Annotated in this window: 22 protein-coding genes; 15 read left to right on the plus strand and 7 right to left on the minus strand. The window is 60.8% G+C overall.

The window, feature by feature from the left end:
• Positions 1-18: 18 nt before the first annotated feature.
• On the minus strand, positions 19-1,089 hold the full coding sequence (gene hrcA, locus P0D52_RS14260) for a heat-inducible transcriptional repressor HrcA (RefSeq protein ID WP_394693314.1): 1,071 nt from the start codon (positions 1,087-1,089) through the stop codon (positions 19-21).
• 118 nt (positions 1,090-1,207) lie between these two features.
• Here hrcA and rph point away from each other — a divergent pair, with 118 nt between their 5' ends.
• Positions 1,208-1,924, plus strand: coding sequence for a ribonuclease PH (gene rph / locus P0D52_RS14265; RefSeq protein ID WP_394693315.1), 717 nt, complete (start codon positions 1,208-1,210; stop codon positions 1,922-1,924).
• Here rph and P0D52_RS14270 read toward each other — a convergent pair.
• The 3 genes from P0D52_RS14270 to P0D52_RS14280 form a co-directional block, all read right to left on the minus strand.
• Positions 1,921-2,298, minus strand: a complete 378-nt coding sequence (locus tag P0D52_RS14270; RefSeq protein ID WP_394693316.1) for a YybH family protein — start codon at positions 2,296-2,298, stop codon at positions 1,921-1,923. The two genes, rph and P0D52_RS14270, sit on opposite strands and share 4 nt — an antisense overlap.
• Positions 2,299-2,504: 206 nt before the next feature.
• Entirely contained in the window at positions 2,505-2,735 is a 231-nt protein-coding gene (locus P0D52_RS14275) for a helix-turn-helix domain-containing protein (protein ID WP_394693317.1), read from the minus strand.
• Between the two features lie 14 nt (positions 2,736-2,749).
• On the minus strand, positions 2,750-3,292 hold the full coding sequence (locus tag P0D52_RS14280; RefSeq protein WP_394693318.1) for a DUF2975 domain-containing protein: 543 nt from the start codon (positions 3,290-3,292) through the stop codon (positions 2,750-2,752).
• A 361-nt stretch (positions 3,293-3,653) separates the two neighbouring features.
• Here P0D52_RS14280 and rdgB point away from each other — a divergent pair, with 361 nt between their 5' ends.
• Positions 3,654-4,253, plus strand: coding sequence for an RdgB/HAM1 family non-canonical purine NTP pyrophosphatase (gene rdgB / locus P0D52_RS14285; RefSeq protein ID WP_394693319.1), 600 nt, complete (start codon positions 3,654-3,656; stop codon positions 4,251-4,253).
• Positions 4,246-5,382 (plus strand): radical SAM family heme chaperone HemW, encoded by a 1,137-nt coding sequence (gene hemW / locus P0D52_RS14290; protein ID WP_394693320.1) that lies wholly within the window; start codon positions 4,246-4,248, stop codon positions 5,380-5,382. The genes rdgB and hemW overlap by 8 nt, the downstream gene beginning before the upstream one ends.
• On the opposite strand, the gene P0D52_RS14295 is transcribed toward hemW, so the two are convergent.
• Positions 5,379-6,701: a penicillin-binding protein activator gene (locus P0D52_RS14295; protein ID WP_394693321.1), complete on the minus strand. Its 1,323-nt coding sequence runs from the start codon at positions 6,699-6,701 to the stop codon at positions 5,379-5,381. The genes hemW and P0D52_RS14295 overlap by 4 nt on opposite strands.
• Here P0D52_RS14295 and rsmI point away from each other — a divergent pair.
• The 7 genes from rsmI to P0D52_RS14330 all read left to right on the plus strand — a co-directional run bounded on the left by rsmI (position 6,700) and on the right by P0D52_RS14330 (position 14,845).
• On the plus strand, positions 6,700-7,596 hold the full coding sequence (gene rsmI, locus P0D52_RS14300) for a 16S rRNA (cytidine(1402)-2'-O)-methyltransferase (RefSeq protein WP_394693322.1): 897 nt from the start codon (positions 6,700-6,702) through the stop codon (positions 7,594-7,596). The genes P0D52_RS14295 and rsmI overlap by 2 nt on opposite strands.
• Positions 7,593-7,979, plus strand: coding sequence for a YraN family protein (locus P0D52_RS14305; protein WP_394693323.1), 387 nt, complete (start codon positions 7,593-7,595; stop codon positions 7,977-7,979). Before rsmI ends, P0D52_RS14305 begins: the two co-directional genes overlap by 4 nt.
• Before the next feature lie 59 nt (positions 7,980-8,038).
• The gene (locus tag P0D52_RS14310) at positions 8,039-8,704 is read left to right on the plus strand and encodes a BON domain-containing protein (RefSeq protein ID WP_394693324.1); all 666 of its coding nucleotides are present in this window, start codon (positions 8,039-8,041) and stop codon (positions 8,702-8,704) included.
• Positions 8,705-8,716: 12 nt separating this feature from the next.
• Complete coding sequence (gshB, locus tag P0D52_RS14315) at positions 8,717-9,664, plus strand: glutathione synthase (protein WP_394693325.1); 948 nt, start codon at positions 8,717-8,719, stop codon at positions 9,662-9,664.
• Between the two features lie 139 nt (positions 9,665-9,803).
• Positions 9,804-11,339, plus strand: coding sequence for a YifB family Mg chelatase-like AAA ATPase (locus P0D52_RS14320; RefSeq protein ID WP_394693326.1), 1,536 nt, complete (start codon positions 9,804-9,806; stop codon positions 11,337-11,339).
• A gap of 44 nt (positions 11,340-11,383) precedes the next feature.
• Positions 11,384-13,219, plus strand: a complete 1,836-nt coding sequence (locus P0D52_RS14325) for a hybrid sensor histidine kinase/response regulator (RefSeq protein ID WP_394693327.1) — start codon at positions 11,384-11,386, stop codon at positions 13,217-13,219.
• Positions 13,220-13,237: 18 nt separating this feature from the next.
• A complete protein-coding gene (locus P0D52_RS14330; RefSeq protein WP_394693328.1) occupies positions 13,238-14,845 on the plus strand; it encodes an MFS transporter in 1,608 nt (535 codons plus the stop codon).
• Position 14,846: 1 nt separating this feature from the next.
• Here P0D52_RS14330 and P0D52_RS14335 read toward each other — a convergent pair whose 3' ends face one another.
• Positions 14,847-17,126 carry an NADP-dependent malic enzyme gene (locus tag P0D52_RS14335; protein WP_394693329.1) on the minus strand — a complete coding sequence of 760 codons (2,280 nt, stop codon included), beginning with the start codon at positions 17,124-17,126 and terminating at the stop codon, positions 14,847-14,849.
• Positions 17,127-17,245: 119 nt separating this feature from the next.
• Here P0D52_RS14335 and mutS point away from each other — a divergent pair, with 119 nt between their 5' ends.
• The 5 genes from mutS to P0D52_RS14360 are packed head-to-tail and all read left to right on the plus strand — an operon-like array spanning position 17,246 to position 25,991.
• Positions 17,246-19,924, plus strand: coding sequence for a DNA mismatch repair protein MutS (gene mutS, locus P0D52_RS14340; RefSeq protein ID WP_394693330.1), 2,679 nt, complete (start codon positions 17,246-17,248; stop codon positions 19,922-19,924).
• Between the two features lie 32 nt (positions 19,925-19,956).
• Complete coding sequence (locus tag P0D52_RS14345; protein ID WP_394693331.1) at positions 19,957-22,770, plus strand: [protein-PII] uridylyltransferase; 2,814 nt, start codon at positions 19,957-19,959, stop codon at positions 22,768-22,770.
• Between the two features lie 2 nt (positions 22,771-22,772).
• The gene (gene murJ, locus P0D52_RS14350) at positions 22,773-24,335 is read left to right on the plus strand and encodes a murein biosynthesis integral membrane protein MurJ (RefSeq protein ID WP_394693332.1); all 1,563 of its coding nucleotides are present in this window, start codon (positions 22,773-22,775) and stop codon (positions 24,333-24,335) included.
• 39 nt (positions 24,336-24,374) lie between these two features.
• Positions 24,375-25,403, plus strand: a complete 1,029-nt coding sequence (gene trpS, locus P0D52_RS14355) for a tryptophan--tRNA ligase (protein WP_394693333.1) — start codon at positions 24,375-24,377, stop codon at positions 25,401-25,403.
• 60 nt (positions 25,404-25,463) lie between these two features.
• Entirely contained in the window at positions 25,464-25,991 is a 528-nt protein-coding gene (locus P0D52_RS14360) for a copper chaperone PCu(A)C (protein ID WP_394693334.1), read from the plus strand.
• Here P0D52_RS14360 and P0D52_RS14365 read toward each other — a convergent pair.
• Positions 25,988-26,539, minus strand: coding sequence for a hypothetical protein (locus P0D52_RS14365; RefSeq protein WP_394693335.1), 552 nt, complete (start codon positions 26,537-26,539; stop codon positions 25,988-25,990). The genes P0D52_RS14360 and P0D52_RS14365 overlap by 4 nt on opposite strands.
• Between the last annotated feature and the right edge of the window lie 20 nt (positions 26,540-26,559).

Raw genomic sequence — 26,559 nt, forward strand, 5'->3', positions numbered from 1 at the left:
GTTGTCCTCTTGACCCGTCTAGTTGCGGGATTTTTCCAGCAATCGCCCGACCACGCGGGCAGTATAATCGACCATGGGGATAACCCGTGCGTAATTCAGACGTGTCGGCCCGACTACGCCGAGCGCCCCGATAATGCGCCGTTCGCTGTCCATATAGGGAGCGACGATAACACTTGAACCCGACAGGGAGAAAAGCGGATTCTCGGCGCCGATGAAAAGGCGCACGCCTTCGGCATCCTTTGTCTTGTCCAGAAGGGCAATCAGGCCCTCCTTGCGTTCGATTTCGTCAAACAGCATACGAATGCGTTCCAGATCTTCCGCTGCCGCCACATTGTCCAGAAGCTGGGCCTGTCCGCGAATGATGAGGGCGCGTTCCTCGCCACCCGACCAGCTCGCCAATCCCTGTTCCACCAGGGCGCTGGCCGCGGAATCCAGAGACGCCCGGCGCTCCTTGATCTCGGCGCGGATTTCCTCCATCGCCTGCTTCAGCGACCGGCCCTTGAGGCGCGTGGAAAGATAGTTTCCGGCCTCGACCATGGCCGACGCCGGCAGGCCCGGCGGTGCAACCATGATGCGATTTTCGACCGAGCCGTCTTCCGATACCAGGATGGCGAGCGTTTCATGCGCGCTGACCGGTACAAATTCGACATGGCGCAGTCTGGTTTCGCGCGAGGGAGTGGTGACCAATCCTGCCCCGCCGGCCAGTCCGGCCAGCATGGAGGAGGCCTCGGACAAGACGTCGGAAACCTTGGCGGCGGTTGGCGCGACCCGCGCTTCTATGGCCTGCCGGTCCTCTGCCGAGGGCTCGCCGACCTGCAACAAACCGTCCACGAAAAGGCGCAGCCCGGCATGGGTGGGCAGACGCCCAGCGCTCTGATGCGGCGCTGTCAGCAGACCGATCGCGGCCAGATCCGACATGGTATTGCGGATGGAGGCGGGCGAGAGGTCGACGCCTTCGCGCCGCGACAGCGTGCGGGAGCCGACCGGATCGCCGGTTGCCAGATAGGAATCGACGATTTCGCGGAAAATCTGCCGCGAACGTTCATCCAGATCCGCCAGGCTGGGCATATTCTGTCTGTCGAGGGTCATTGAACCCTCAGTTAGGACATGCAGCTGTGGCGTTCAATCCGGCAAAGCGGTGATCGCCGGTTTACCTTCACCAGCGCCATGGCTAGACGGAGCGGGAAGCCTGTCGGAGAATTGAGATATGAGACCTTATGGCCGCGCCCTGGATGCCCTTCGGGAGGTGAAGATCGAAACCGGTGTTTCGCCCTATGCAGAAGGCTCATGCCTGATCAAATGCGGCAATACGCATGTGCTTTGTACCGCCAGCGTTGAAGAGAATGTTCCGCCGTGGATGCGCAATTCCGGCAAAGGCTGGGTAACGGCTGAATATGGCATGTTGCCCCGCGCCACGCATACACGCGGCCGCCGGGAGGCCGCGTCCGGCAAGCAATCCGGCCGCACGCAGGAAATCCAGCGCCTGATCGGACGCTCCCTGCGCGCAGTCACAGACCTCAGGGCGCTCGGCGAGCGGCAGGTCACGCTGGATTGTGATGTTATCCAGGCCGATGGCGGAACGCGCACCGCATCGATTACCGGTGCCTGGGTTGCGCTCAAACTGGCGATGGGTTGGCTCGTTGAAGAAGGGGTTCTGAAAACGGATCCGGTATTTGACCAACTGGCCGCGATTTCCTGCGGCATGGTCGACGGGACGGCCCGGCTCGATCTGGAGTATGAGGAAGACAGCAAAGCCTCAACGGATGCGAACTTTGTTCTGACCGCATCCGGCGGGATTGTGGAGATTCAGGCAACGGCCGAAGACCGGCCTCTGCCTCAGGAAAACTTCAATGAACTTTTTGACCTTGCACGGAAAGGCATTGTCGAGCTCGGCGAAATCCAGACTTCCGCGATCCGGCGCTAGTGTTCGATATTCCAGCTGATTCCGGCGATTTTCCAGCTGCCGTCAACGCGGTGCAATATCCAGAGGTGACGGCCTTGAAACAAGACCGTTTCCCCATCCATGTCGATGCGGGTGATAAAGCGGGCGGTTTTCCACGCATGCTCAGAGCCCGCCTGAATTGATTCATCGAACACACTGATGTCGCGGATTGGATATGTTGCCCTTATCGTATCAAGGGCCGGCTCGATACCTTCAATGGGCGGCCCGTCATCTGGCCACAAGGTGATGTCGGCACACATATGGTCGCGCAACGCTCGCATGTCTTGAGCCAGCTCGGCTTTAAGCCATGCGGCCTGTATGGCCAGAATTTCCAGTTTGTCGGTTTCGGTTGCCATTCTGAACACCGCCGGTTTGACCGAAACGTGCGTGGCAATTGCGGTAAATGTCAATTTGTGGGTAAAAGAGAAGCAGCGGGAGCGCGCTGGGGGGCTGAAAAAGGCCCGATCGGCGCTCTTGGGAAGGGGCGTATGCCAATCAGGCCCGCTCCCGCTGCTTCTTCACCGTCCGGTGGAAATTCCGCCGGGGGCTTACTTGAAACGGATCAGGCGTCTGTGCCGTCTCCGTCTTCATCCTCGTCGAAGCTCAGAAGGTCGCCAGGCTGGCAATCCAGCTCCTGACACAACGCTTCCAGCGTCGAAAATCGTACTGCCTTGGCCTTCCCTGTCTTCAGAATGGACAGGTTTGCCATTGTGATGCCGACCCGATCGCACAGCTCTGTCAGAGACATGCGGCGCTCAAGGAGCATCCTGTCGAGGGTGACGCGAATAGGCATGTTCTCGCGCCTCCCTAAATCGTCAATTTCTGTTCCTGGCGCATCCGGGCTCCTTCACGAAGGACCTCCGACAACACCAGAAGGGCGGCCACTGCAAACCAGGGCCCGAGATTGAGATCGAAATGCGTGAGCTCCACGCCGCCGATCCGGAAGTTGAAGACGGCCAGCGAAATCGCGACCAGTCCCTGGGCGGCATAGCGAACGATCTGGTAGACGCCGACCGCAATGGCTATGACCCGTAAATGTCCAGCATTTTCAGGGACAAAGGGATCCCCGGAAATGAGGGTTCTGACAATCAGCCTCAGGCGGTGAACAATCACCAGAAGCGTTACAATTTCTCCCACAACAAGCGGGAGCATGATCACCCGGTCAACGGCCCCGGTAAGAGAGGCGGCGACCCCGGACGGTAACCAGCCGAAAAGCTGGGCTCCGAATAAAACTGTGGCAAGCAGCACGGTGACGGCGCTGACGATAAGTACCGCCCACAAAAGATACCAGATGATATCCAGAAGCCATTTCAGACCTCCGATCATCGGACTTGCTTTTGTTGCCTCCATTAACTCCCTGCCCCCTATTGGGTCCCCGGCGGCGCCTTACGCTACCGCCGGGACCATTTTACGCTCATGCCATCGCCGGGGCGAGAGCGGCAACTACGCCGGCACCGACCGCAATGATAAGAAACGCGTTGATTGCAACCGCAAGAAAAGTGCGTGCTGCTGTGTTTTCGGACCTGACCATTTTTATGTTCTCCAGTTAAGTGTTTCAATCGACCAAGATGTTTTGTTTTGTCTGCCGAACGATCATTTCGCCGTCCGTGGATTTATCGATAAACATAAAATCTTCGGGCTGCAAGCAAAAAATATCGTTTTTCGATATTAATTTTCCGAAAGGCGATAAAAAAAGGGGGTGAACAGAGCTATGAAAGAGGCAGAATCATGGGTGTTGGCCTCCCATAATCAAGGCAAAATCAAAGAGATAGGCGAATTGCTTTCGCCATTCGGGATAAAACTGCAGTCCGCTGCTGATTTTTCACTTTCTGATCCCGATGAAACCGAGTCGACATTCGCCGGTAATGCCCTGCTGAAAGCACGGGCGGCCAGTCAGGCCACCGGTCTTCCTGCGCTCGCCGATGATTCCGGCCTTTGTGTCACGGCGCTAAACGGTCAGCCCGGCATTCATTCTGCGCGCTGGGCGGGCGAGCCGCGCGACTTCGGGCGGGCGATGCGCCGGATCGAAGACGAATTGCAGACAAGTGGTAATACCGACCGCAGCGCCGCCTTCGTTTGTGTGCTGGCACTTGTGGTGCCTAGACAGTCAGACCGAATCTATGAGGGCCGGGTTGATGGCCAGATGATCTGGCCGCCACGCGGGGAAGGCGGATTTGGATACGACCCTGTCTTCCAGCCAGAAGGCGAGACGCGGGTGTTTGCGGAAATGAGCTCTGCAGAGAAAGCATCGATGAGTCATCGCGCCCGCGCCATGTCAGCCTTGATTGCGGCCGAGTTCGGACATGTCTGATACCGCTCTGGGTCTCTACATTCACTGGCCGTTTTGTGCGCGGATCTGCCCCTATTGTGATTTCAATGTGTACCGGGCCCGCGGAAATGATGATGCGCTATTCGAAGCCCTCCTGGCGGATCTGGATCATTGGGCTGGGCAATTGTCCGGGCGGACACTCACCTCGATTCATTTTGGCGGCGGAACGCCATCCCTGATGTCGGGCCGGCAAATCGGCCAGCTCATCGACCGCGCGCAAGCCGGGTTCGGATTTGAGCCGGATATCGAAATCGGGCTGGAAGCCAATCCGAATGACGCAAGCCGATTTGAAGACTTTGCTGCCGCCGGGATCAATCGGCTGTCTCTCGGCGTTCAGAGCTTTCATGATGAGGCCCTGAAGGCTCTCGGCCGGGACCATGATGGCGCGGCCAGCCGGGCGGCGCTGGATGGCGCACTGTCGGTTTTCGACAATGTTTCCATCGACCTCATTTATGCCCGAGAGGGTCAGACCGAACGCGATTGGGCGACCGAGCTGGCTTCGGCCCTGGCCGCAGGCCTTCCCCATCTCTCGCTCTATCAGCTGACCATCGAGCCGGGAACGGCCTTTGCCAAACGGGTGGAGCGGGGCGAGTTGACGCCTCCGGGGGACGATTTGGGAGAAAGGCTGTACCGCCTGACCCAGAGAATGTGCCGGGAAGCGGGGCTTGTCGGCTATGAAATCTCCAATCACGCTCGGCCCGGCGCTGAATGCCGCCATAACCGGCTGTATTGGGAAGGGGCGGACTGGATCGGCATTGGTCCCGGCGCGCATGGCCGGATCGGGTCAGCTGCAAGCGGTGGACGGCTCTCGACCGAGACCGCGCTACGGCCTGCCGACTATACGCGCCGGGTTGCCGAGACCGGCACAGGGTCGAAAGCGGAGACGTTGTCGGCGCTGGACGAAGCCAGGGAGCGCATTCTGATGGGGTTGCGGATCGACGGCGGTCTTGACCTTGAACACTTGAAACGCGCGACAGGTCAAAGCGTCAATGCCGAAGAATTGCACCGATATACCGAGCAGGGCTGGCTGACGACGACCGGTTCGCGGCTTCGTTTTACCGATGAGGGCCGGCTTCTGGCCGACGGGATTGCCGCTGCGCTTTGTCCCTAGAAGACGGCCGGAGCAAATTCTCGCGGTGCCGGGTCAATCACACGGAATTCAGTCCGCCGGACTTCATAGACAGCCAGGCCGCGTTCAATCCGGCCATCGGCGCGGAAGCGGAACAGTCCGTCCGCGCCATAAAAGCCTTCCGGATCTTCCAGCGCTTCACGGCTGACTTCGCCCTCATTGGCAAAGAAGACCGACAGCAAGACGCCGTCATAGGCGTGACTGGCAATGCGGGACGGTTCCTCGCCAAAGGCAGATTCGTACTGGGCGACGAAAGCGTCATGGGCTTCGGCATCCGGTCCGGCAAACCAGCCGCCATGCAGGACGGGTTCACGACGGGTCTCTTCGTTGTTCCACAGACCGGTACCGATGAAGCGCACGATCAACGGGTCAATCTCGTGATAGGGCAGAAGCGGACCGAGTGTGCGCAACCGCGTGCCGCCTTCCGGCAGCATAACGGCCTGGAAAGGCGCATTGGGTGACGGGACCCATTCGCTGGAATTGAACATCATGGCGTCTTCGGCCTCGAGACTTGTAAAGCCCAGCTGGGCGAGACGTCGTGCCGCTGAAGTCATGGCCTCAACACCGCCGACATAGGTTTCTTCGGCCACCAACGCACCGCCATTCAGCCGGGCGTTTTCAGCAAGGGCATTGCGGACGGCTCCGCCATAGGCCCCGCCCGGGCCGATAAAGGCAAAGCGCTCAACCCCGAGGAGGGCGACATATTCGGTGATCCGCGCGACTTCCTGTTCGGGTGGCAGGCTCAGAAGATAGACCCCGTTTCCGGCAATACTGGTATCGGTCGAAAAGGCGAGAACCGGGACATCATAGCGCTGTGCGACCTGTCCGGCCGCAACCGCAGCCGCCCCGAAAAGCGGGCCGAGAATAATGTCGGCACCGTCATCAATCGCCGCCTGAGCCGCCTGACGCGCGCCTTCTGCAGTGCCCCCGGTATCCTTCGGCATCAGGACCAGCGTATCGGCGCCGTGCTCGAAAAGAGCCAGCTCGGCCGCACGCAACAGATTGGAGGCCTCGCTACGCGCCGCGGCATTGGGGTGACTGAAGGGCAGTAAAAGCGCCGCACGGGTCAGATCCTGACCTTCGAGATGGCGCGGAACAATTCCGTCCTGCCGGATGATTTCCGGCTCGACCACTTCGGGTGTCGTCACTTCCGGCTCCACGACAACCGGTGGCGGCGGCGGGGGCGGTGGAGGAGGTGGCGGGGGCGTACTGGCACAGGCGGCCAGCGTGGCCATTGTCACCGTAACAACAATCGGTCTTGGTAGTTTGCGCAAGCCGCGCAAAGATGCTGCGAGAATCATGACAGAGCCGCCTTCACATATTCCCGGCAAAGCTAGCCGCCGCGCTCCCGCACCGCAACCGCCCGAGCCGGGTCTCAACATTGTTTCCACGCCGATCGGCAATTTACGCGACATCACGCTCCGGGCTCTGGATGCCCTGGCGGGTGCCGACCGGATACTGGCTGAAGACACACGCGTGGCCCGGAAGCTGATGGACGCCTATGGCATTAGCGGAAAAGTCTTACCTTATCACGACCATAACGGGGCAAAAGTGCGGCCGGAGATTTTGGAAGCACTCGAAGCTGGCGAACGCATTGTGCTGGTTTCGGATGCGGGCACACCGCTGATTTCCGATCCGGGTTACAAGCTGGTGCGTGAGGCCGTTGAGGCGGGGCACCCGGTGAGAGCCTTGCCGGGGGCGTCAGCGCTTCTGACCGGGCTGGCTGCGGCCGGATTGCCCAGTGATGCCTTTTTCTTTTCCGGCTTCCTGCCACCGCGAACCGGGACACGAAAAAATCGCCTGAAAGAGATGGCGTCCATTCCGGGAACGCTGGTTTTTTATGAATCCGGCCTGCGGCTGGCGGCGAGTCTGGCGGACATTTCCAGCGTTCTGGGTGAGCGGGAAGCGGTTGTGGCGCGCGAATTGACCAAGAAGTTCGAAGAATTTCGTCGCGGGCCTGTTGCTGACCTTGCGACATTCTACGCCGAAAACGGTGCGCCGCGCGGCGAGATCACGCTGCTGATCGGCCCGGGTGATGGTGCCGAAAGTGCCTCCATCGATATCGATGCGGAATTGCGGGCCCTGATTCCGGGGTTGGGGGTCAAGGGTGCGGCGGCGAAAATTGCCGACGCTACAGGCCTCAACAAGCGCGAGCTCTATGCGCGCGCGCAAATGATCAAAGACGGTAAGGCGTGACCCGGACGCGCCGGCAGGCCGAGGCGCGTGGCCGCCGGGCGGAGGGGTGGGCGGCATTCTGGCTGATGCTGAAAGGATATCGCATCCTCGCCATGCGCGAGAAAACCGCCTCCGGCGAGCTGGACATCGTTGCCCGCAAGGGGCGGATACTGGCGATCATCGAGGTCAAAGCGCGTCATACACTGGAAGAGGGCATCAACGCGCTGACCTGGCATCAGCAACAACGCATTATCCGCGGAACGTCGAGTTTCATCGGCCAGAGGCGGCAATATGCCGGGCTGCATATCCGCTATGACCTGATCGTGATCCGTCCATGGCGCCTGCCCCATCACTCCCGGCAGGCCTTCTGGCCGGATGGGCGCGGCTCACAAAACTTTAACTGAACAGACTCAATTGCGCAGATAGACTTCCCGCCGGGCTGTCATTTCCGGAGTGTTGCCACATGAAATTCCGCCTTATTCCCCTGTTTTTTGCGCTGACCCTTTCGGCCTGCGCCGCCATTCAACCTGAAAGGTCGATCGGCCGCGATATTGACGACACGAATGCATCACTTTCCATCAAGGCGGCCATGACCCGCGCCGAAGGCTATGCGCTCGATGGGGTGGATGTTGAGGTGACCGACGGGATTGCGTTGCTGACTGGCACGGCACCTCGTGAAGAAGATCGCCGACAGGCTGAATGCCTTGCCTGGTCAGCCCTGGCGGTCCGGGCTGTCGAGAATGAGGTCACGGTCGCGGATGCCTCAACCCTCCGCGATGGTGCGCGCGATAGCTGGATTACCCAGCAGGTCCGTGGCCGCCTCCTGCGGGACCGTTCGGTTCGCAGCGTGAATTACAATGTTGAAGCGGAGAATGGCCGCGTCTTCCTTCTGGGTGTCGCCCGCACACGCGGTGAACTGGAACGGGCGGCGCAACACGCCTCCCTCGTGGATGGCGTGACCGAAGTCGTCACCTTCGTCCGGGTCGTGGGCGAGGAAACGACGCCCATCGCCCGCGGTCAGCGTCAGGCGGCGGCTTGCGGCGGAGAGGCGATTCCGGCAAATGAGTCCCTGCCATCGCTGGAGCCACCGCAGGATGTGCGGTCATCGACCTTCACACCTATTGACTAGTCAGGACACAGAATGAGCCTTCGCATAGCGGTTCAGATGGACCCGGTTTCCGGCGTCGATATCAAGGGCGATACCAGTTTTGCCCTGATGGAAGCAGCTCAGGAGCGGGGCCACTCATTGTGGACGTATCAGCCGCAACACCTGTCCTGGGAAGCCGGGAAGGTGACGGCCCGTGCCCGCCCGGCAACGGTGCAGCGTGTCGCCGGGCAGCCGGCGATCGAGGGCGATCGCGAGACGCTGGATCTGGCGAAGGATGTCGATGTGGTTCTCATGCGGCAGGATCCGCCGTTTGACATGTCCTACATCACGGCCTGTCATATTCTGGAGTATCTGAAGGGCCAGACGCTGGTGCTGAATGATCCGGAATGGGTCCGGTCCAGCCCGGAAAAGATCATTCCTCTGGATTTTCCCGACCTTATCCCGCCGACGCTGATTTCCCGGGACCTGTCCGCGATCAAGGCCTTTCGTGCCGAACACAAGGACATCATCCTCAAGCCACTATACGGCAATGGCGGGGCGGGCGTGTTCCGGGTGAAACCGGACGACAGCAATTTCTCGTCCATCGTCGAGATGTTCTTTGGCATCAATCGCGAACCCATTATTGCGCAGGCCTTTCTGCCGAATGTCAGCGCCGGGGATCGCCGGGTCATCCTGATCGATGGCGATCCGGTCGGGGTCATCAATCGGGTGCCGCAACCGGGCGAGACCCGTTCGAACATGCATGTCGGTGGCAAGGCGGAAGCCGCCGAGCTCAGCGATGCCGACAAGCATATCTGCGAAGTCATTGGCCCGGTGCTCAAGAAGCGCGGTCTGGTTCTGGTGGGAATTGATGTCATCGGCGACCGGCTGACCGAGATCAATGTGACGTCACCCACGGGCGTGCAGGAGTTGAAGCGCTTTTCCGGTGTGGATGCGGCCAGCCTGTTCTGGGACGCGGTGGACCGGCGGCTGGGTGTTTGATTCTATCACAAACTTGACTCTATAACGCTTTTCGTTCTTATTATGTTCCTGTTTTGATCGGCTGCGTTCCGCGTCCTGTGGAAAAGTGTCGATATCATAAAGGCTTGCTCTCGCTGACGGGCCGAACAGGGGACAGAGCATGGCGGCGAAAACGACGACGATTGCGTTTGAAGGCGCGGAGGCAAAGCGCGTTGATGTGCAGGCCCAGTTTGCAGGTGGCCAGCCTGTCTTTGCCGTTGTCGGACTTGCCGACAAGGCGGTGGCGGAGAGCCGGGAGCGGGTTCGGGCCGCCTTTGCCGCGATCGGGCTCTCGCTTCCTCCGGGCCGGGTCATTGTCAATCTCGCACCGGCAGACCGCCCCAAGGAGGGCGCGCATTTCGATCTTCCGATTGCGCTTTGTCTGATGGCAGCCATGGACGTTATTCCACCCGATGCTGCGGCCGATCATCTGGCCATGGGCGAACTGGGTCTGGACGGTTCGATCAATATGACGCCGGGCGCCCTGCCCGCCGCGATGGCGGCGAGCCGGTTTGATCTGGGCTTCATATGTCCGGAATCCTGCGGTCCCGAAGCCGCCTGGGCGGGGGGTGAGCTCTCCATTCTGGCACCCGCTTCCCTCATTCAGCTGGTCAATCATTTCAAGGGCCGGCAGATGCTGTCGCGTCCGGTTCCCGGCGACCTGATCGATGCGCGGCCCGATCTCGATCTCAAGGATGTCAAGGGTCAGGAAAGCGCCAAGCGGGCGCTGGAGATCGCAGCGGCCGGTGGTCATAATCTCCTGATGGTTGGTCCTCCGGGATCGGGGAAATCCATGATGGCGGCCCGCCTTCCCGGGCTTTTGCCGCCCTTGTCTGCCCCTGAATTGCTGGACGTTTCCATGATTCAGTCGGTGGCGGGATTGTTGGAGCGCGGGCGATTGACGCGGTCGCGTCCGTTTCGGGCCCCGCACCACTCCGCCTCCATGGCAGCGATGGTCGGCGGTGGCCAGAAAGCCAAGCCGGGGGAAGCGTCTCTGGCGCATCATGGCGTGCTCTTTCTCGACGAGCTGCCGGAATTTCATCCGCAAGTTCTCGACAGTTTGCGCCAGCCGCTCGAAACCGGCGAGATTGTCGTGGCGCGGGCCAATGCCCACATCACCTATCCGGCGCATTTCCAGCTGATTGCGGCCATGAATCCCTGCCGTTGCGGCTGGGCGGGGGCGAATGGCGAAGCCTGCAAGCGCGGGCCGAGATGCGCGGCGGATTACCAGGCGCGTGTGTCCGGCCCGATGATGGACCGGATAGATCTTCACGTCGAAGTGCCGCCGGTGACGCCAGCCGATCTGGCCTTGCCGCCGCCCACCGAGGGAACTGAAGAAGCCGCAGTCCGCGTGGCGCGGGCGCGCGAGGCCCAGGCCGAACGTGGCCGCCTCAATGCGCGTTTGACGGCAGAATTGCTGGATCATGTGGCCGAGCCGGATCGCGGGGGTCAGCAATTGATCAATCAGGCGGCGGAAGTCATGGGCCTGACGGCGCGCGGATATCACCGTGTCCTGAGGTCAGCGCGGACGATTGCCGATCTGGATGGTTCGGATGGCGTGCGCCGGGTTCATATTGCCGAAGCCTTGTCACTCCGGCGGGCCGCGCCCGGTGCCGGGGCGATATCGGCATCGCGCAACCGCGTATCCGCCGGTTAGGACAGAAGCGGTTCCTTAACCGGTTCAGGGTTAATAACGCCGCCATGACATTGACGCCGGATTCACCCTCTTCCGATGCGGCCGACGCCGCCCTTATCGCGCTGGACGCAGCCGGCGAGATGGCGCTCTTGCGAGCGGCTGATGGCCGTGTGCGTTTCGTCAACCATGCCTTTCTTTCGGCATTCGGCGGGAAACGTTCGGATTGGACCGGCCGCTGGTTTGCAGTGGCTCCGGCAGGACCGACGGATCGCGGATCGCGCCGGTTTGAAGCCCTGATGCGGACACGCTCCGGCAATCGCTGGGTGGAGTGGGATGAGCGCCCGGTTGAAAGCGGTGGTTCGATCTCGATTGGCCGCGATGTGACTGATCAGCGCGATGCCGATGCCGAGCGCCAGGAAGCCGAAGATGCACGCACCCGCTTCTTTGCGTCCGTGACCCATGAATTGCGTACGCCCCTGGCGGGTGTCAAAGGCGTCGCTGACCTTCTGGCGCTGACGGCGCTGGAACCTGACCAGCGCGAATATGTCCGCGCCGTAGCCGAAAGTGCGATGCACGGGCTGGGACTGATTGATGAGATTCTGGACCTTTCGCGGCTCGAGGCCGGTCATCTGGATTTGCGCCCGGAACCGGTTCGCCCGTCAGACCTTGTCCGCCATGCGGTTGAATTGCTCGCACCGCGCGCGGCTGAAAAGGGCCTCGCCCTCGCCTGCGTTGTTCGGGAATCCGCACCGGAAGAAGTATTGGCGGATACGGCGCGTCTAAGACAGATACTGTTCAATCTTCTGGGGAATGCCGTCAAATTCACCTCCGAAGGCGGGGCCTGGGTGGAGTTGTCCGGCGACCATGACAGTGAAGATCGTGCCCGGCTGATCATCACCGTGCGGGATACCGGACCGGGCATTGACGCTGCGGATCAGGCGAAGATTTTTGATCATTTCGAACGCGGCACGGGTTCAGCTCAACTGAAGGAAAGCGGTGCCGGGCTCGGCCTTGCCATGGTCAAGAAACTGGTCGAAGCCATGAATGGCGAGATCGGGCTGGAAAGTGCGCCCGGTGAAGGTGCGTCCTTCTGGGCGGCGCTGCCCGTACCGATCCGCAAGGGCATGCGTACGGATCGGCCGCTGGCCGGCGAAAGTGTCATGGTGGCATCGCCATCGCGCGTGACCCGGAATGCCCTTTCTGCGCAGATCCTGGCGCTGGGGGGCGAAGCCCGGACACTGTCCAATCCTGACCGTATCTCTTCCGCGCGCGGACTGACATTGCTGCTCGATTCAAAATGGGCCGAACGTGCGCCGGATAGCGGCGCGAAGCGGACTTTGATCCTGACGGATGCCGCCTCGAAAGATGCAATAAGGGATAATCCACCCAAAGGCGCTGATGGCTGGCTGGTGACGCCGGTCCGGCGCCAGAGCCTTGAACGCTTTGTCGGGGGGGACATGCCGGGTCAGGCCGGAGACAATAACCGGCTTGAAGGCGAAGGCTGGCCGCTCGCCGGTCTGCGGGTCCTGATTGCCGAGGATGATCCGGTGAATGGCCTGATTGCCGAGCGGGTATTGACCCGGCTTGGCGCGCATCCGGAACGTGCCATGAATGGGCGCGAAGCGCTCGAACGTCTGAAGGCGGGCGGACTGGATGCCGCCCTCATTGATCTGCGCATGCCGGAGATGGATGGGCCGAGCGTCGCCAAATCCGCGCGCGAGGCCGGGATCAATGTGCCGCTGATCGCCCTGACCGCCAATACATCCGAAGCCGACCGCCGCGCCTGTCTGGAGGCCGGCATGAATGCTTTCCTGACCAAACCGGTTGATCCGGAAACCCTGACCGGCACAGTGCTGAGCTTGTCGAAAGCGCAAAAGCGTTTCAGGGTTGTTTCCGGATAAGCCGGAGAGGAGCAAGCAATGGCGGACGCGGCAGCGGACCGGGCCAACCGAACCTGGTTAGAGACCGCAAAGGTCTATTTTACTCCCGTCATGCTCTCGATGCTGGTGTTGGGTTTTGCATCAGGCTTGCCGCTCTACATGGTGTTCCAGAAACTGAGCTACTGGCTTCGCGATGTCGGGATCGACCGATCGACGATTGGCTTTTTCTACTGGGTCACACTGGCCTATTCTTTCAAATTTCTCTGGGCTCCGGTTGTCGACCGGTTCAAGATTCCGGTTTTGCACGAGTTATTGGGTGCTCGCCGATCCTGGATCGTAACGGCCATAACCGGAACCGTAATCGCCCTGTCTCTTATCGCCTTTACCGATCCTACCGGTGCGGCATACCGCACCAATGCAGACGGAAATCGCCTCGCGGAGATCAGCGCGGGCGAATATGCTTTGTTGATGTCGTCGCTCGACCATGCGGTTGCCGAGGACGAGGTCGGGATGGAGGAAGCGGCCTTACTGAGGGCGACCCCGGAGCGCAGCACCGACTCTGACGGCACGGAGCTCGTGGCCCTGCCCGTCGAGGATCACCGCCGCCTGCTCCAGCTGATCGAAACCGATGAGCATTTCTCCCAACTGAAGGAATTCCGGACCTTCCTGATCCTGTTGCCTATTGCGATAGCCGCGCTTCTGCTTGCCTATTCCGGTGCAACACTCGACGTGGCCATTGATGCTTGGCGGATCGAATCGGCACCCAACCGGATGCAAGCAAACATGGCGGCTGCGTATTCGCTTGGCTACCGGTTTGCCTATCTGATGTCGGGTCTGGGGCTTGCAATATCGGCCTGGGCCGACTGGAACTGGTCGTTCCTGGCAATGGCTGCGGCGATGGCATTAGCCGCTATACTTGTGTTCTTCATGAAAGAGCCGGCCGTTGGGGTTGGCAAGCGTGAATTGAAAGGCAGCTTCCCGCAGAAAGTGGCCAGCGCCATCTGGGAACCGCTTTTCCAGTTTTTTGCCTTGTTACGTTGGTGGATTGTTCCTGTTGTCCTATTCGTGATGATTTACCGCATGTCGGATTTCACCATGGGTGTCATGGCAAGTCCGCTTTACTCCGATCTTGGATTTGACCGCGCTGTTGTCGGCGGCATTCAGGGCGGCCCTGGCTTGATTGCCACAATGGCGGGACTCTTCATTGGCGGTGTGGCCGTCTACCGGTTTGGCTTGATGAAGGCGCTGGTGATCGGCCTGTTCATTACCTTTATCACAAACGGTGCCTATGCTTGGCTTGCCGCGACGGCGGGATCGGACGATTACTGGAAACTGACCGTCGCGATTGTCGGGGACAATCTGGCTGGTGGATTTGTCACGACAGCTTTCATTGCTTACATGTCCAGCCTGGTCGATCCGGCGAATGCTGCGACGCAATATGCGCTTCTGGCGTCTTTCTATGCCTTTGTGGCAAAATTTCTATCCGGCTTCTCCGGTGTACTGGCGGATGCCGTTGGCTGGGTGAATTTTTTCCTTATCACAGCCGGTTATACATTACCCGCCGGGGCTCTGCTGCTCTATCTGATGATGGCTGGCCCCAAAGCCGCCAAGGGACTGCACAAATTCGCCGAGCGTGAAACGATCTGACCTATTCCGCGGCTTCCGCCTCTGCCGAAAGGTCGTAGGCGGCGAGCGCGGCCAGGGTCGTGATTTCAGTCACGGGTGCGCCGAGGCGGGCGATCTGAACCGGACGTTCAAACCCCAGAAGCATCGGCCCGAGAACCGTGGCCCCGGCCCCGGCGCCCATCAGCCTTGTTGCAATAGACGCCGAGTGAATGGCCGGCATTACGAGCACATTCGCGGCGCGCGTCAGGCGCGAGAAGGGATAGAGCAGACGGTGGGCCGGATCGAGCGCCACATCGGCCGCCAGTTCGCCTTCATACTCAAAATCCACGCCTCTCTCGTCCAGAATCCGGACGGCCGCCTGCAGCTTCTCGGAGCGCTGTCCCGCCGGATTGCCGAAGGTGGAATAGGACAGGAAGGCCACGCGCGGATCAAAGCCGAAGCGTTTTGCGGCAGCCGCGGCTTCGCAGGCGATATCCGCCAGCGCTTCTGAATCCGGAAACTCGGTGACGTTCGTATCGGCGATGAAATAGGTCTGGTTCTTGGCGAGAACGATGGACATGCCGATCACGCGCTCGCCTGCGGCCGGATCCAGAACCCGCCCGACATCCTTCAGTGCGGCATCATAATTTCGGGTCACGCCCGTGACCATGCCGTCGGCATCGCCCAGCTTTACCATGCAGGCGGAGAACACATTGCGATCATTATTGACGAGGCGCTGGACGTCGCGCTTGAGATAGCCTTCGCGCTGAAGCCGGGAATACAGGAAGCTGGAATAGTCCGAATTGCGTTCCGAAAGGCGGGCGTTGACGATGGTCAGGGCGTCTTCCGGCACGCCTACCAGCCGCATATTGGCGCGGGTCTGCTCCTCGCGGCCGACCAGAATGGCTTCGCCCAGTTCCTGCATCTGGAAGGCATAGGCGGCGCGGATCACCGACGGTTCCTCGCCTTCGGCAAAAACGATGCGTTTTCCCTTTCCGGCCACCGCGCCCTGGATGCGCTGCAGCAGGGCGGCGGTCGGATCCAGCCGCCGGGCAAGCGATTTTTTATAAACGGTCATGTCCTCGATGGGACGCCGGGCCACGCCGGAATCCATCGCGGCCTGGGCGACATAAGGCGGAATGTAGGAAATCAGGCGCGGATCGAAGGGTGACGGGATAATATAGTCCCTGCCGAAGCTGGGCCGTTGTCCGTGATAGGCAGCGGCCACTTCATCCGGCACGTCTTCCTTGGCCAGATTGGCGAGCGCCGTGGCGCAGGCGATTTTCATTTCCTCATTGATGGTCCGGGCCCGGACATCGAGGGCCCCCCGGAAAATGTAGGGAAAGCCCAGAACATTATTGACCTGGTTGGGATAATCCGAGCGGCCGGTCGCCATGATCGCATCCTTGCGGATCTTGCGAACAATTTCGGGGCGGATTTCCGGCTCCGGATTGGCCATGGCAAAAATGATGGGGTTTTTCGCCATCGACATGACCATGTCTTCGTCAATTGCACCGGCCACTGACAGGCCGAGGAAACAATCGGCACCCTTGAGCGCTTCGGCGAGGGTTCGCGCCTTGGTCGGCGCAGCATGAGCGGCTTTCCACTGATTCATGCCGTCTTCACGGCCCTGATAGATCGGGCCGCGCGAGTCGCAGAGAATGCAATGTTTGGCATTTACGCCCATGGCCTTGAGGAGCTCCAGAACGGCAATGCCGGCGGCTCCAGCGCCATTTACGACAACTTTCAGCTTTGAAATATCGCGCTTGGTGATCTCGCACGCATTGATGATGCCGGCAGCGGCGATGATCGCTGTGCCATGCTGATCGTCATGAAAGACCGGAATGTCGAGGCGCTCGCGGAGCTTCTGTTCAATGATGAAGCAATCGGGGCCCTTGATGTCTTCCAGATTGATACCGCCGAAAGTTTCGCCAAACCGGGCCACACATTCCACGAAGAGATCAGCATCATCCTCGTCGACCTCGATGTCCATGCCATCGATGTCGGCGAAGCGTTTGAACAGAACGGCTTTGCCCTCCATAACCGGCTTGGAGGCCATGGGCCCGAGATTGCCGAGGCCCAGAATGGCGGTGCCGTTTGATACAATGGCGACCAGATTGCCCTTGGATGTATACTCGTAGACCAGGTCTGGATCCGCGGCGATGGCCTTGACCGGCGCGGCGACGCCCGGCGAATAAGCGAGCGAAAGATCGCGCTGGGTGGCCATGGGCTTGGTCGGCTGCAGCGCAAGCTTTCCCTTGGTTGGCTGGCTATGGAATCGCAGCGCGTCTTCATCATCCACGGGGCTGGTGCGGTCTGACATATCTCGGTTCCTGAACGGGTCGCGGGAAGGTTTGAATCGAACCTAACGCCGCCCGCGTCTGACGCAAGCGTCATGGCCGCTTGCAGAGCTCACGAATCCCGGCCAATTTCCCTCGCTCCATGACTGATCCGACGCTCTCCGACCGCCAGTTTCCCAGCGCCGATGGTGCCACGCCGATGATGGCGCAATTCCTCACCCTGCGGGAGGAAACGCCGAAGGATGCGCTGCTCTTCTATCGGATGGGGGATTTCTACGAATTATTCTTCGACGACGCCAAACGCGCCGCCGAAGCGCTCGACATCGCCCTGACGCAACGCGGGCAGCATCAGGGTGAACCTATTCCGATGTGCGGCGTTCCGGCGGCCACAGCCGAGGCCTATCTGGCGCGGTTGATCCGGGCAGGCTTCAAGGTCGCGGTCGGTGAACAGCTTGAGGACCCGGCCTCCGCCAAGGCTCGCGGCGCCAAAACGGTCGAACGCGGTCTGGCGCGGATTGTGACGCCCGGAACCCTGACGGAAGATTCGCTGCTGGAGGCGCGGGCCTCGAACCGGATTGCAGCCTTTGCGCAATCGGCCTCGGGCGGCATGGCCCTGGCATGGGCGGAGGTTTCGACGGGCGAATTTGCCGTCTGCGCGGTGGAAGAAGCGCTCATCGCCGCAGAGCTCGGCGCGCTCAACCCCGCCGAATTGCTGGTGACGGAAGACCTGTTCGTTCCGGCTGGCGAGTGGATCGGCCAGGGCCGGGTGACACCACTGGCGCGCGCCAAATTCGATGCCAAATCCGCCAGCCGCCGGCTGAAAGAGCGGTTCGCCGTCGATTCTCTGGACGGGTTTGGCGATTTTTCGGCGGCTGAAATCGCAGCGCTGGGCGCGTTGCTGGATTATCTGGAACTCGCGCAAGCCGGCGCTCCCGCCAAGCTTTCCTCGCCCCGGCAGATCCGTAGTGGTGGGGCCTTGCTGATTGATCCGGCGACCCGCGCAAGCCTGGAAATTGACCGGACGCTGGCAGGGCAGCGTAAAGGGTCCCTGCTTGATGCCATAGACGAAACGGTCACAGCGCCCGGCGCCCGCCTTTTGTCGGCGCGGCTCAGCCGGCCCTCCACCGATGCGGCAGAGATCAATGCCCGGCTGGATTTGCTCACGCATTTTCTGGAATCCCCAAAGTCCGCCACGATTCGTGAACGCCTCAAGGCTGCCGGGGATCCGGAGCGTGCCTTGTCGCGCCTCGTTCTTTCGCGCGGCGGGCCCCGCGATCTCGCGGCGCTCCGGCGCACATTGACCGAAGCGCAAAATCTGTCGGCCCTGCTGGCACCGGGACCGGGTCTTGATATTCCCGAGCGGCTTGCCGCATTGGCCAAGGCTCTGGATATCCAGCGATTTGAGGCCCTGCGAAAGCTGGTCGCAGATCTGGAAGCCGCATTGGTTGACGAGCCGGGCCACTATGCGCGCGATGGCGGTTTTATCGCCGAGGGGTGGATCGCCGCCCTCGATGAAGCGCGAGCATTGCGGGATGATTCCCGAAAGCTGATTGCGGGCTTGCAGAAAACCTATTGTGAGACCACGGGCGTCACCAATCTGAAGGTCAAGCACAACAATGTTCTGGGCTATTTTGTAGAGGTCAGCGCGAAGCATGCCGACCCGCTTATGGCGCATGATGACTTCATCCACCGGCAGACAATGGCGAATGCGGTTCGCTTTACCACGACAGAACTGGCCGAGCTGGAATCAAAGATTGCCGGGGCCGCCGGGCGCGCGCTTGCGCTGGAGCTGGAGGCCTATTCGGGATTTCGTGACCGTGTTGAGGAGAAAGCCGAAACGATAAGGGCTGTGGCCCGGGCACTGGCTGAGATTGACGTTGCGACCGCCAATGCCGAACTGGCGCGGCGGGCCAACTGGACGCGGCCGGAATTGACGGACGACCCTGTCTTTGAAGTTGAAAGCGGCCGGCATCCGGTTGTGGAGGCGGCGCTCAAACGCGACGGCGACGCCGGGTTCACACCGAATGATTGCCGCATGGCCGGCAGTGGGAAGGCCGGGGCGCGATTGCTTCTGGTGACCGGGCCGAACATGGCCGGTAAATCGACCTATCTGCGCCAGAACGCCCTGATGATCATCCTGGCGCAGGCCGGGCTTTATGTCCCCGCCTCGAAAGCGCGAATAGGCATTGCTGACCGGCTCTTTTCCCGCGTTGGCGCGGCGGACGATCTGGCGCGCGGCCGCTCGACTTTCATGAATGAAATGGTCGAAACCGCCGCCATTCTGAATCAGGCGACACCGCGCAGCTTTGTCATTCTTGACGAGGTGGGCCGGGGGACATCGACATTTGACGGTCTATCGATCGCCTGGGCTGCCGCCGAGCATTTGCACGAAGTCAATACCTGCCGGGCGCTCTTTGCGACGCACTATCACGAGATGACACGGCTGGCCGATGAGCTGTCAGCGGCCGGTAATCTCAGCCTCAAGGCACGGGAATGGAAAGGCGAACTGGTACTCCTGCACCAGGTGGCCGAAGGGCCGGCCGATCGCTCCTACGGTATTGAGGTCGCCCGCCGGGCCGGATTGCCATCGGCCGCCATCTCCCGCGCGACCACGATTCTCGAGCGTCTGGAAAGCGAGGATGCGCCTGCCGCGGCACTGGCCGAGCTACCGCTCTTTTCCTCAATGCCCGTCATGACTCCTGCGAAACCTTCGCAAGTGACGGAGCGGATGAAGCGAATTGACCCTGATCAGCTCAGCCCGCGAGAGGCGCTGGATTGCCTTTATGAGCTCAAACGCCTGTCGGACGAAGACAGTGAGTGACGCTTTCTGCGAGGCACGCTAGAACACCGGCAATGCTTGTTTCCGCTCTTCCGGCATCCCTTGATGGATTGAAGCTTCGCGCCGAACTGGCAGCCGCTTTGAGCGACAAGGGCTGGCAGGACGTCAATGCCCGTCTGGCGGCGATTACCCGGATCAAGGCGGCCATCGAATCCGGCCGGGAAGCGGCCTTCCGGAAGCTGGACGGCGCCGGTGGCGGGCTGGAAGCCGCGCGCTTTCTGTCCGGCGTCATGAATGCCGTTCTCGGAGCTGTATTTGATTCACTGGCCGCCGATGCGGGCAAGGTGGCTGATGGAATCTCGCTCCTGGCCATTGGCGGTTACGGGGCGGGCGAGCTCGCGCCGAGCTCTGATGTCGATATCCTGTTCATCAAGCCGGACCGGGCCAGCAAGGCTCAAAAGGAGTTTCTGGAACGCGTCATCTATGTTCTCTGGGATTCGGGTCTGGATATTGGTGGCGGCGCCGTGCGAACCGTCGGCGAGACGCTGAAGATTGCCAATACGAATATTGGTGAGCGAACCTCGCTCCTGTCGCTTCGTCATCTGGCCGGCGATCCGGCACCCACCGAAGCCCTGCGTCAGGCTTTGTGGGATGAAGCCCAGTCGAGCGGCCCGGCTTTTGTCGAGGCCAAACTGGCGGAACGGGACAGCCGGATCGCAAAAGCCGGGCGGTCGAGATATACGGTCGAGCCCAATCTGAAAGAATCCAAGGGCGGGCTGCGCGATCTTCAATTGATGCGCTGGCTGGCCCAGTTTCTCTACGGGGCAGACGCTTTCGAACGATGGGTGTCGTCCGGTCTTTTGACCGTGAACGACGTCGAGAAATATTTGCGGGCCTCGGATTTCTTCTGGACCATCCGTTTTCACATTCACGCCATTGTCGGGGGAAAGGATGATCGCCTGACCTTCGATATCCAGCCGGAGATTGCGGCCCGGATGGGCTTTGATGATGCCGAGGCGGAAAGCGCCGTAGAGCGTTTCATGCGCCGGTATTTTCTGACGGCGATGGATGTGGGGAGTTTGACGCGGCTTGTTTGTGCCAAGCTGGAAGCCGATCACCGCAAGTCCCGGCCACGGGGTCTGGCGCGATTCCTTCCGGAAAATGACGGGCTGGGCGAGCCGGTGGATGATGCCTTCAAGCTTGTCGATGGACGTCTTGATTTTGTCGATCCGGGCATGATCGAAAAAGACCCTGTCTTGCTGTTGCGCCTGTTCTGGGCGGCGTCAGCGATGGGCGCTGACCTGCACCCGGACGCGATTGCGGTTGTCGGCCGGAATATCCGCCATATTGACGATGATTTCCGTTCCGACCCCCGGGCCGTACGGGTCTTCTTTTCGATATTGCTGGATTCAGCCGCGCCTCAACTGGTCTTGCGGCTCATGACCGAAGCCGGATTGCTGGGAAAATTCCTGCCCGAATTTGGCGGTATTGTCGCGCGCACACAGTTCAACATGTATCACCGCTACACGGTGGATGAACACACATTGCAATTGATCGGATTGTTGCGCGAGATCGAAACCGGAGACCACCCGCACGATCACCCGGTGGCAACAAAGATTGTGCATGACATCAAGGGACGCCGGGCGCTTCATCTGGCCGTGCTGCTGCACGACACCGGCAAGGGCAAGGGCGATCAATGCGTTGAAGGGGCGGCGCAGGCGCGCGCCGCGTGCACCCGTCTGGGCTTGCCGAAGGCGGAGGTGGAGCTGGTCGCCTGGCTGGTGCGCTCGCATTTGTTGATGAGCGATACCGCGCAAAGACGCGATATCGGCGACCCTCGGACGGTGATCGAATTTGCACGGGAAGTCGGGACGCTGGAGCGGCTCAACCTCCTGACCCTGTTGACGGTCATTGATATCCGCTCCGTGGGCCCGGGCATCTGGAATGGCTGGAAAGGCCAGCTCCTCCGCGATCTCTATGCGGCAACCCGGACCGTGCTGGAGGGGGATACCTCCAGCGACGGGGAGGCTGAAATCCGTTCGCTCCTGAGAGGGCAGGCCGATGAAGCGCGGGCCGCCTTCCGCGAAAAGCTGAAACGCGTAGACGACAATTTTGCCAAGGGCTGGATCGCGGATCTGGATGATTCCTACTGGCTGTCCTTTTCCGAAGCCGACCGGTTGCGCCATGCGGCTTTCGTTCGGGCGGCGCGCGGGCGCGGCGATCTCGTGGCCGCGGCGGCCCGGGTCGACAAGCGTCGCGCCGCGACTGAAGTCATGCTGATTGCGCCTGACCGGGACTGGCTGTTTGCCGATATTGTTGCTGTTCTGGCCAATCTGGGCGCGAGCGTTGTCGGGGCTCAGGTCTCGACGACCGCATCGGGTGAGGCTTTTGATGTCTTCTATGTCCAGGACGCGGCCGGGCAGCCTTATGGCTTTGACCGGGAACGGGCACGGGATGCTCTCGCCGAACGTGTGAGGCGGGCCGCGTCGGGCTCCAAGACGCGCGTAACGGCCCGGCCTTCCCAGCGTCTGACCCGGCGGGCGGCCGCCTTCACTGTTATTCCGTCGGTATCGATTGATCAGAAGGCTGCTGAAACCGCCACGCTTATCGAAGCCTCCGGGCGGGACCGGCCAGGCCTTCTGGCAGATTTATCGGAGACGCTGGCGGATTCGGGACTGGCGCTGCAATCGGCGCGTATCGATGGTTATGGTGAGCGCGCCACAGATGTCTTTTACGTCCTCAAAGACGGCAAGAAACTATCCGATGAGCGGCTCATTGCAGATGTGAAGGCGGCTTTGTTAACCGTCCTGGCGGAAGAAGAAGCCCGGATAGAAGAAAAAGCCCGAACCCGAGGTCTTGCTCGCGCCCGGGCCAGCTCTGGACGCTGATCATGCGCCTCCTTCGCTCAACCTTTGTCATCGGCGGCTTCACGGCGATCAGCCGTGTTCTGGGCTTTTTGCGGGAAATGCTGCTGGCTGCGGCTCTGGGCGCCGGACCGGTCGCAGAGGCCTTTGTGGTCGCGTTCCGATTTCCGAACCTGTTCCGGCGCTTCTTTGCCGAAGGCGCCTTCAACTCGGCCTATATCCCGCTCTATTCCCGGACGCTGGAGGGCGAGGGCGAAGACGAGGCCCGGCAGTTTGCCCGCGACACGCTGTCCGTCATGATTGTGGTCCTTTCAGCACTCACCGTCGGCGCGCAAATCTTCATGGACCCGATCATTCGCGTCATTGCGCCCGGGTTTGTTGATGAGCCTGATCTGTTTGGCATGGCCGTCTTGTTCACCCAGATCACCATGCCCTATCTGTTGCTTGTCTCACTGACGGCCATGATGGGCGGCACGCTGAATGCACATGACCGCTTTGCGATTTCAGCCGCCGCACCCATTGCTCTGAACGTCATCATGATTGGCGTGCTTCTCGCGGCCCCGGCTGACCCTGCAACGACCGGTTTGTGGATTACGATTGCTGTTCCGGTGTCGGGCATTGCGCAAGCCGGATTGCTCTACTGGGGGTGCCGACGGTCCGGGATCACGCTGGGTCTGAGGCTGCCAAAACTGACGCCGAAAGTGCGCCGCCTGATCGCCCTTGGTGTACCGGGTGCAGTTGCGGGCGGCGTGACCCAGATCAATATCGTCATCAGTCAGCTGATCGCCACGCTGCAGGATGGCGCTGTCGCGCTGCTTTATTACGCGGATCGTCTTTATCAGCTGCCGCTGGGTGTGATTGGCATTGCCATGGGCGTTGCGCTTCTGCCGAGCCTGTCCAAACGCTTGCGCGCTGGAGATGAAAAAGGCGCGATCGACATCACAAATCGCGCCATTGAAATTTCCATGGCGCTGACCTTGCCCGCGACGGCCGCCCTGATCGCCATGCCCGGATTGCTGGTGGATGGCCTGTTCCAGAGGGGGGCCTTCACACCCGAGAACGCTGAATCGACACGCCTCGCTGTGCAGGCGTTTGCGGTTGGCCTTCCGGCCTTTGTGCTGATCAAGGTGTTCTCGCCGGGCTTCTTTGCGCGGGAGGATACGGCAACCCCCATGAAATTTGCTGCGGTTTCGATGTTTCTGAACATCGTCATTGGCGCTGCTGCGTTTTTCTGGATCCGGGAGTTTGCACCGGATCGGGGGCATGTCGGGCTTGCTGCGGCCACATCTTTTGCGGGCTGGATCAATGCCGGTCTGCTGGCCTTCTTCCTCGGTCGCCGGAACGGCTTCCGACCGGATCGCCGCCTATATACAACGATCCCGCGCCTGCTTCTTGCTGCCCTGGTAGCGGGCGGCGTCATGTTCGGGCTTGAAATCTACAAAGCCGACCTTGCCAGCTTCTCTCTGGGCTCCCGGTTGATGGGGGCGGTGGTCGCGTCTTGTATCGGGATGCTGGTTTATTTGCTGATCAGTCTGATTACGCGCGGATTGCGGATTTCGGAGTTGCGCGCCGCCTTTGCCCGCGGCTAAACCCCCTATCTTCCTATCGACACCAGCCGGGTTCCAGCCATGACCGATATCCAAACCTATTCCGGGCCGCAGCGTATTCTCTCGGGAATGCAGCCCACGGGCGGCCTTCATCTGGGCAATTATCTGGGCGCGCTGGTAAACTGGGTGAAGCTGCAGGAAAGCGGCGCTGAGTGTTTTTACTGCGTGGTGGATATGCACGCGATCACGATGCCGCACGCGGCCGCCGAATTGCCGGACAAGGTGCGCGGCGCTGCGGCCGCCTATATTGCTTCGGGTGTCGACCCGGAGAAATCAGCTGTCTTTGCGCAGTCCGCCGTTCCCGCGCATGCCGAGCTGGCCTGGATTTTCCAGTGCGTGGCGCGCCTCGGATGGTTGGAGCGCATGACGCAGTTCAAGGACAAGGCCGGCAAGGACAAGGAACGCGCCAGTGTCGGCCTGTTTACCTATCCGGTGCTGCAGGCAGCCGATATTCTGGTCTACAAGGCGACCCATGTGCCGGTGGGTGAAGATCAGAAACAGCATCTGGAATTGTCGCGGGACATCGCGGCGCGCTTCATGCGCGACTATGATTGTGAAGGCTTCTTCCCTCTGCCCGACCCCTATATTCAGGGGGCCGGCACGCGCATCATGTCGCTGAAAGACGGCTCGAAAAAGATGTCGAAGTCCGACCCGTCGGATCTTTCCCGCATCAATCTGTCCGATGATGCCGATACAATTGCCCGCAAGATCAAGAAGGCCAAAACCGATCCCGAACCCCTGCCCGGATCGCTTGAGGATATGGGTGACCGGCCCGAAGCCCTCAACCTGGTGGGTATTTATGCCGCGCTGGAAGGGTCAACGGCGGAAAAGGTCATTTCCGAATTTGGTGGTCAGGGCTTTGGCGCATTCAAGCCGAAACTGGCGGAGCTGGCGGTTGAGCGCCTGTCGCCTGTTGCCAATGAGTATGCGCGGCTGATCGCGGATCCTGCTGAAATGGATCGTATCCTCACCAAAGGCGCTGAACGGGCGCGCGCCATTGCCGATCCCGTTATCAAAGAGGTCAAGGCCAGGGTCGGTTTCTGGGGCTGATTCGCCGCATGGTCAGCGGACTGCCCGGGCGCTAGCAAGGCCGAAACAGGAGACATAGCCATGCGTTTCATTCTCGCCGTGATACCCACCCTTTTGCTGGCCGCTTGCGGCAATCCCGAAGCAGGCACATCCGGCGAGATCGATCTCTCGGCACATGGGAATTCTGGCACCGAAGAACAGGACCCGGTTGCCGAGCAGGCAACCACGATTGATATCCGCGCCAGCTGGATGCGCCCGCATCCGGCGGGACGTGATGTTACGGCGGCCTATGTCGTTCTGAACCTGTCGGAAGGGTCAGAAGACTTGCTGGAATCGGTCGAGATTGAAGGCGCTGAGCGGGTCGAGCTGCACGGTCATTTCATGACGTCAGAGGGCGTGATGCAGATGCGTGAGATCGGGCCGCAGCGGGTTGGCGATGAAGGCCCGCTGGTGTTCACACCCGGTGGCCGTCACCTGATGGTGTTCGGTCTCGCGCCGGTCGCGGAGGGCGATCGTGTCAGTGGCACGCTGCATTTCCAGAATGCCGGAGCGGTGCCTGTGACGTTCGAGGTCCGGTCGATGCCGCCGGGACAGACCACCGAATACTAGCCGGTGCCGGCATAGAGTGCGGGATCATAGGGTTTTGGCGCGCGAGGCCGGAACATCCAGGCCAGATAGAGGCCGATGATAAGACCGGGAACGCCGCCAAATCCGATCAGATTATCATCCCACAGAAGATAAAGCGCGAATCCGCCGCCCAGAAGCGCCATCAAAAGGCCCAGCCCGCACATGACAAAACCGAACCAGAGCGGTTGACCTTCCATGAAGCGAATGCCGGCGGCGTGAGGTAATAAAGCGCGATGCAGGGCGGTGTTGAATTCACGAAAACGATCCGCCTGATTTTCCCAGAGACCGACTGACTTCCAGCTTCGGGACCCGAACACGATCCGGGTCCTGTCGTTTGCGGTGATGCGGCAGACGACCTGGCTGTCCCGCCCGGCCATCTCTACACCCAGACGCACCTCGTTGATCTCGTCGAATGCGATGGCCCGTTGCAGTTTTCCGTCCATGGATACGGAAATTCGCCCGGATTCCAGCATGATATGCTGTTCCGGAGACGTTGCGTTGCGGCGGTCGGAATAAGTTGCTTCGGTCATGAAGCGCATTCCTATCTGGA

The organism is Hyphobacterium sp., from assembly GCF_043584775.1.
Taxonomy (GTDB): Bacteria; Pseudomonadota; Alphaproteobacteria; order Caulobacterales; family Maricaulaceae; genus Hyphobacterium.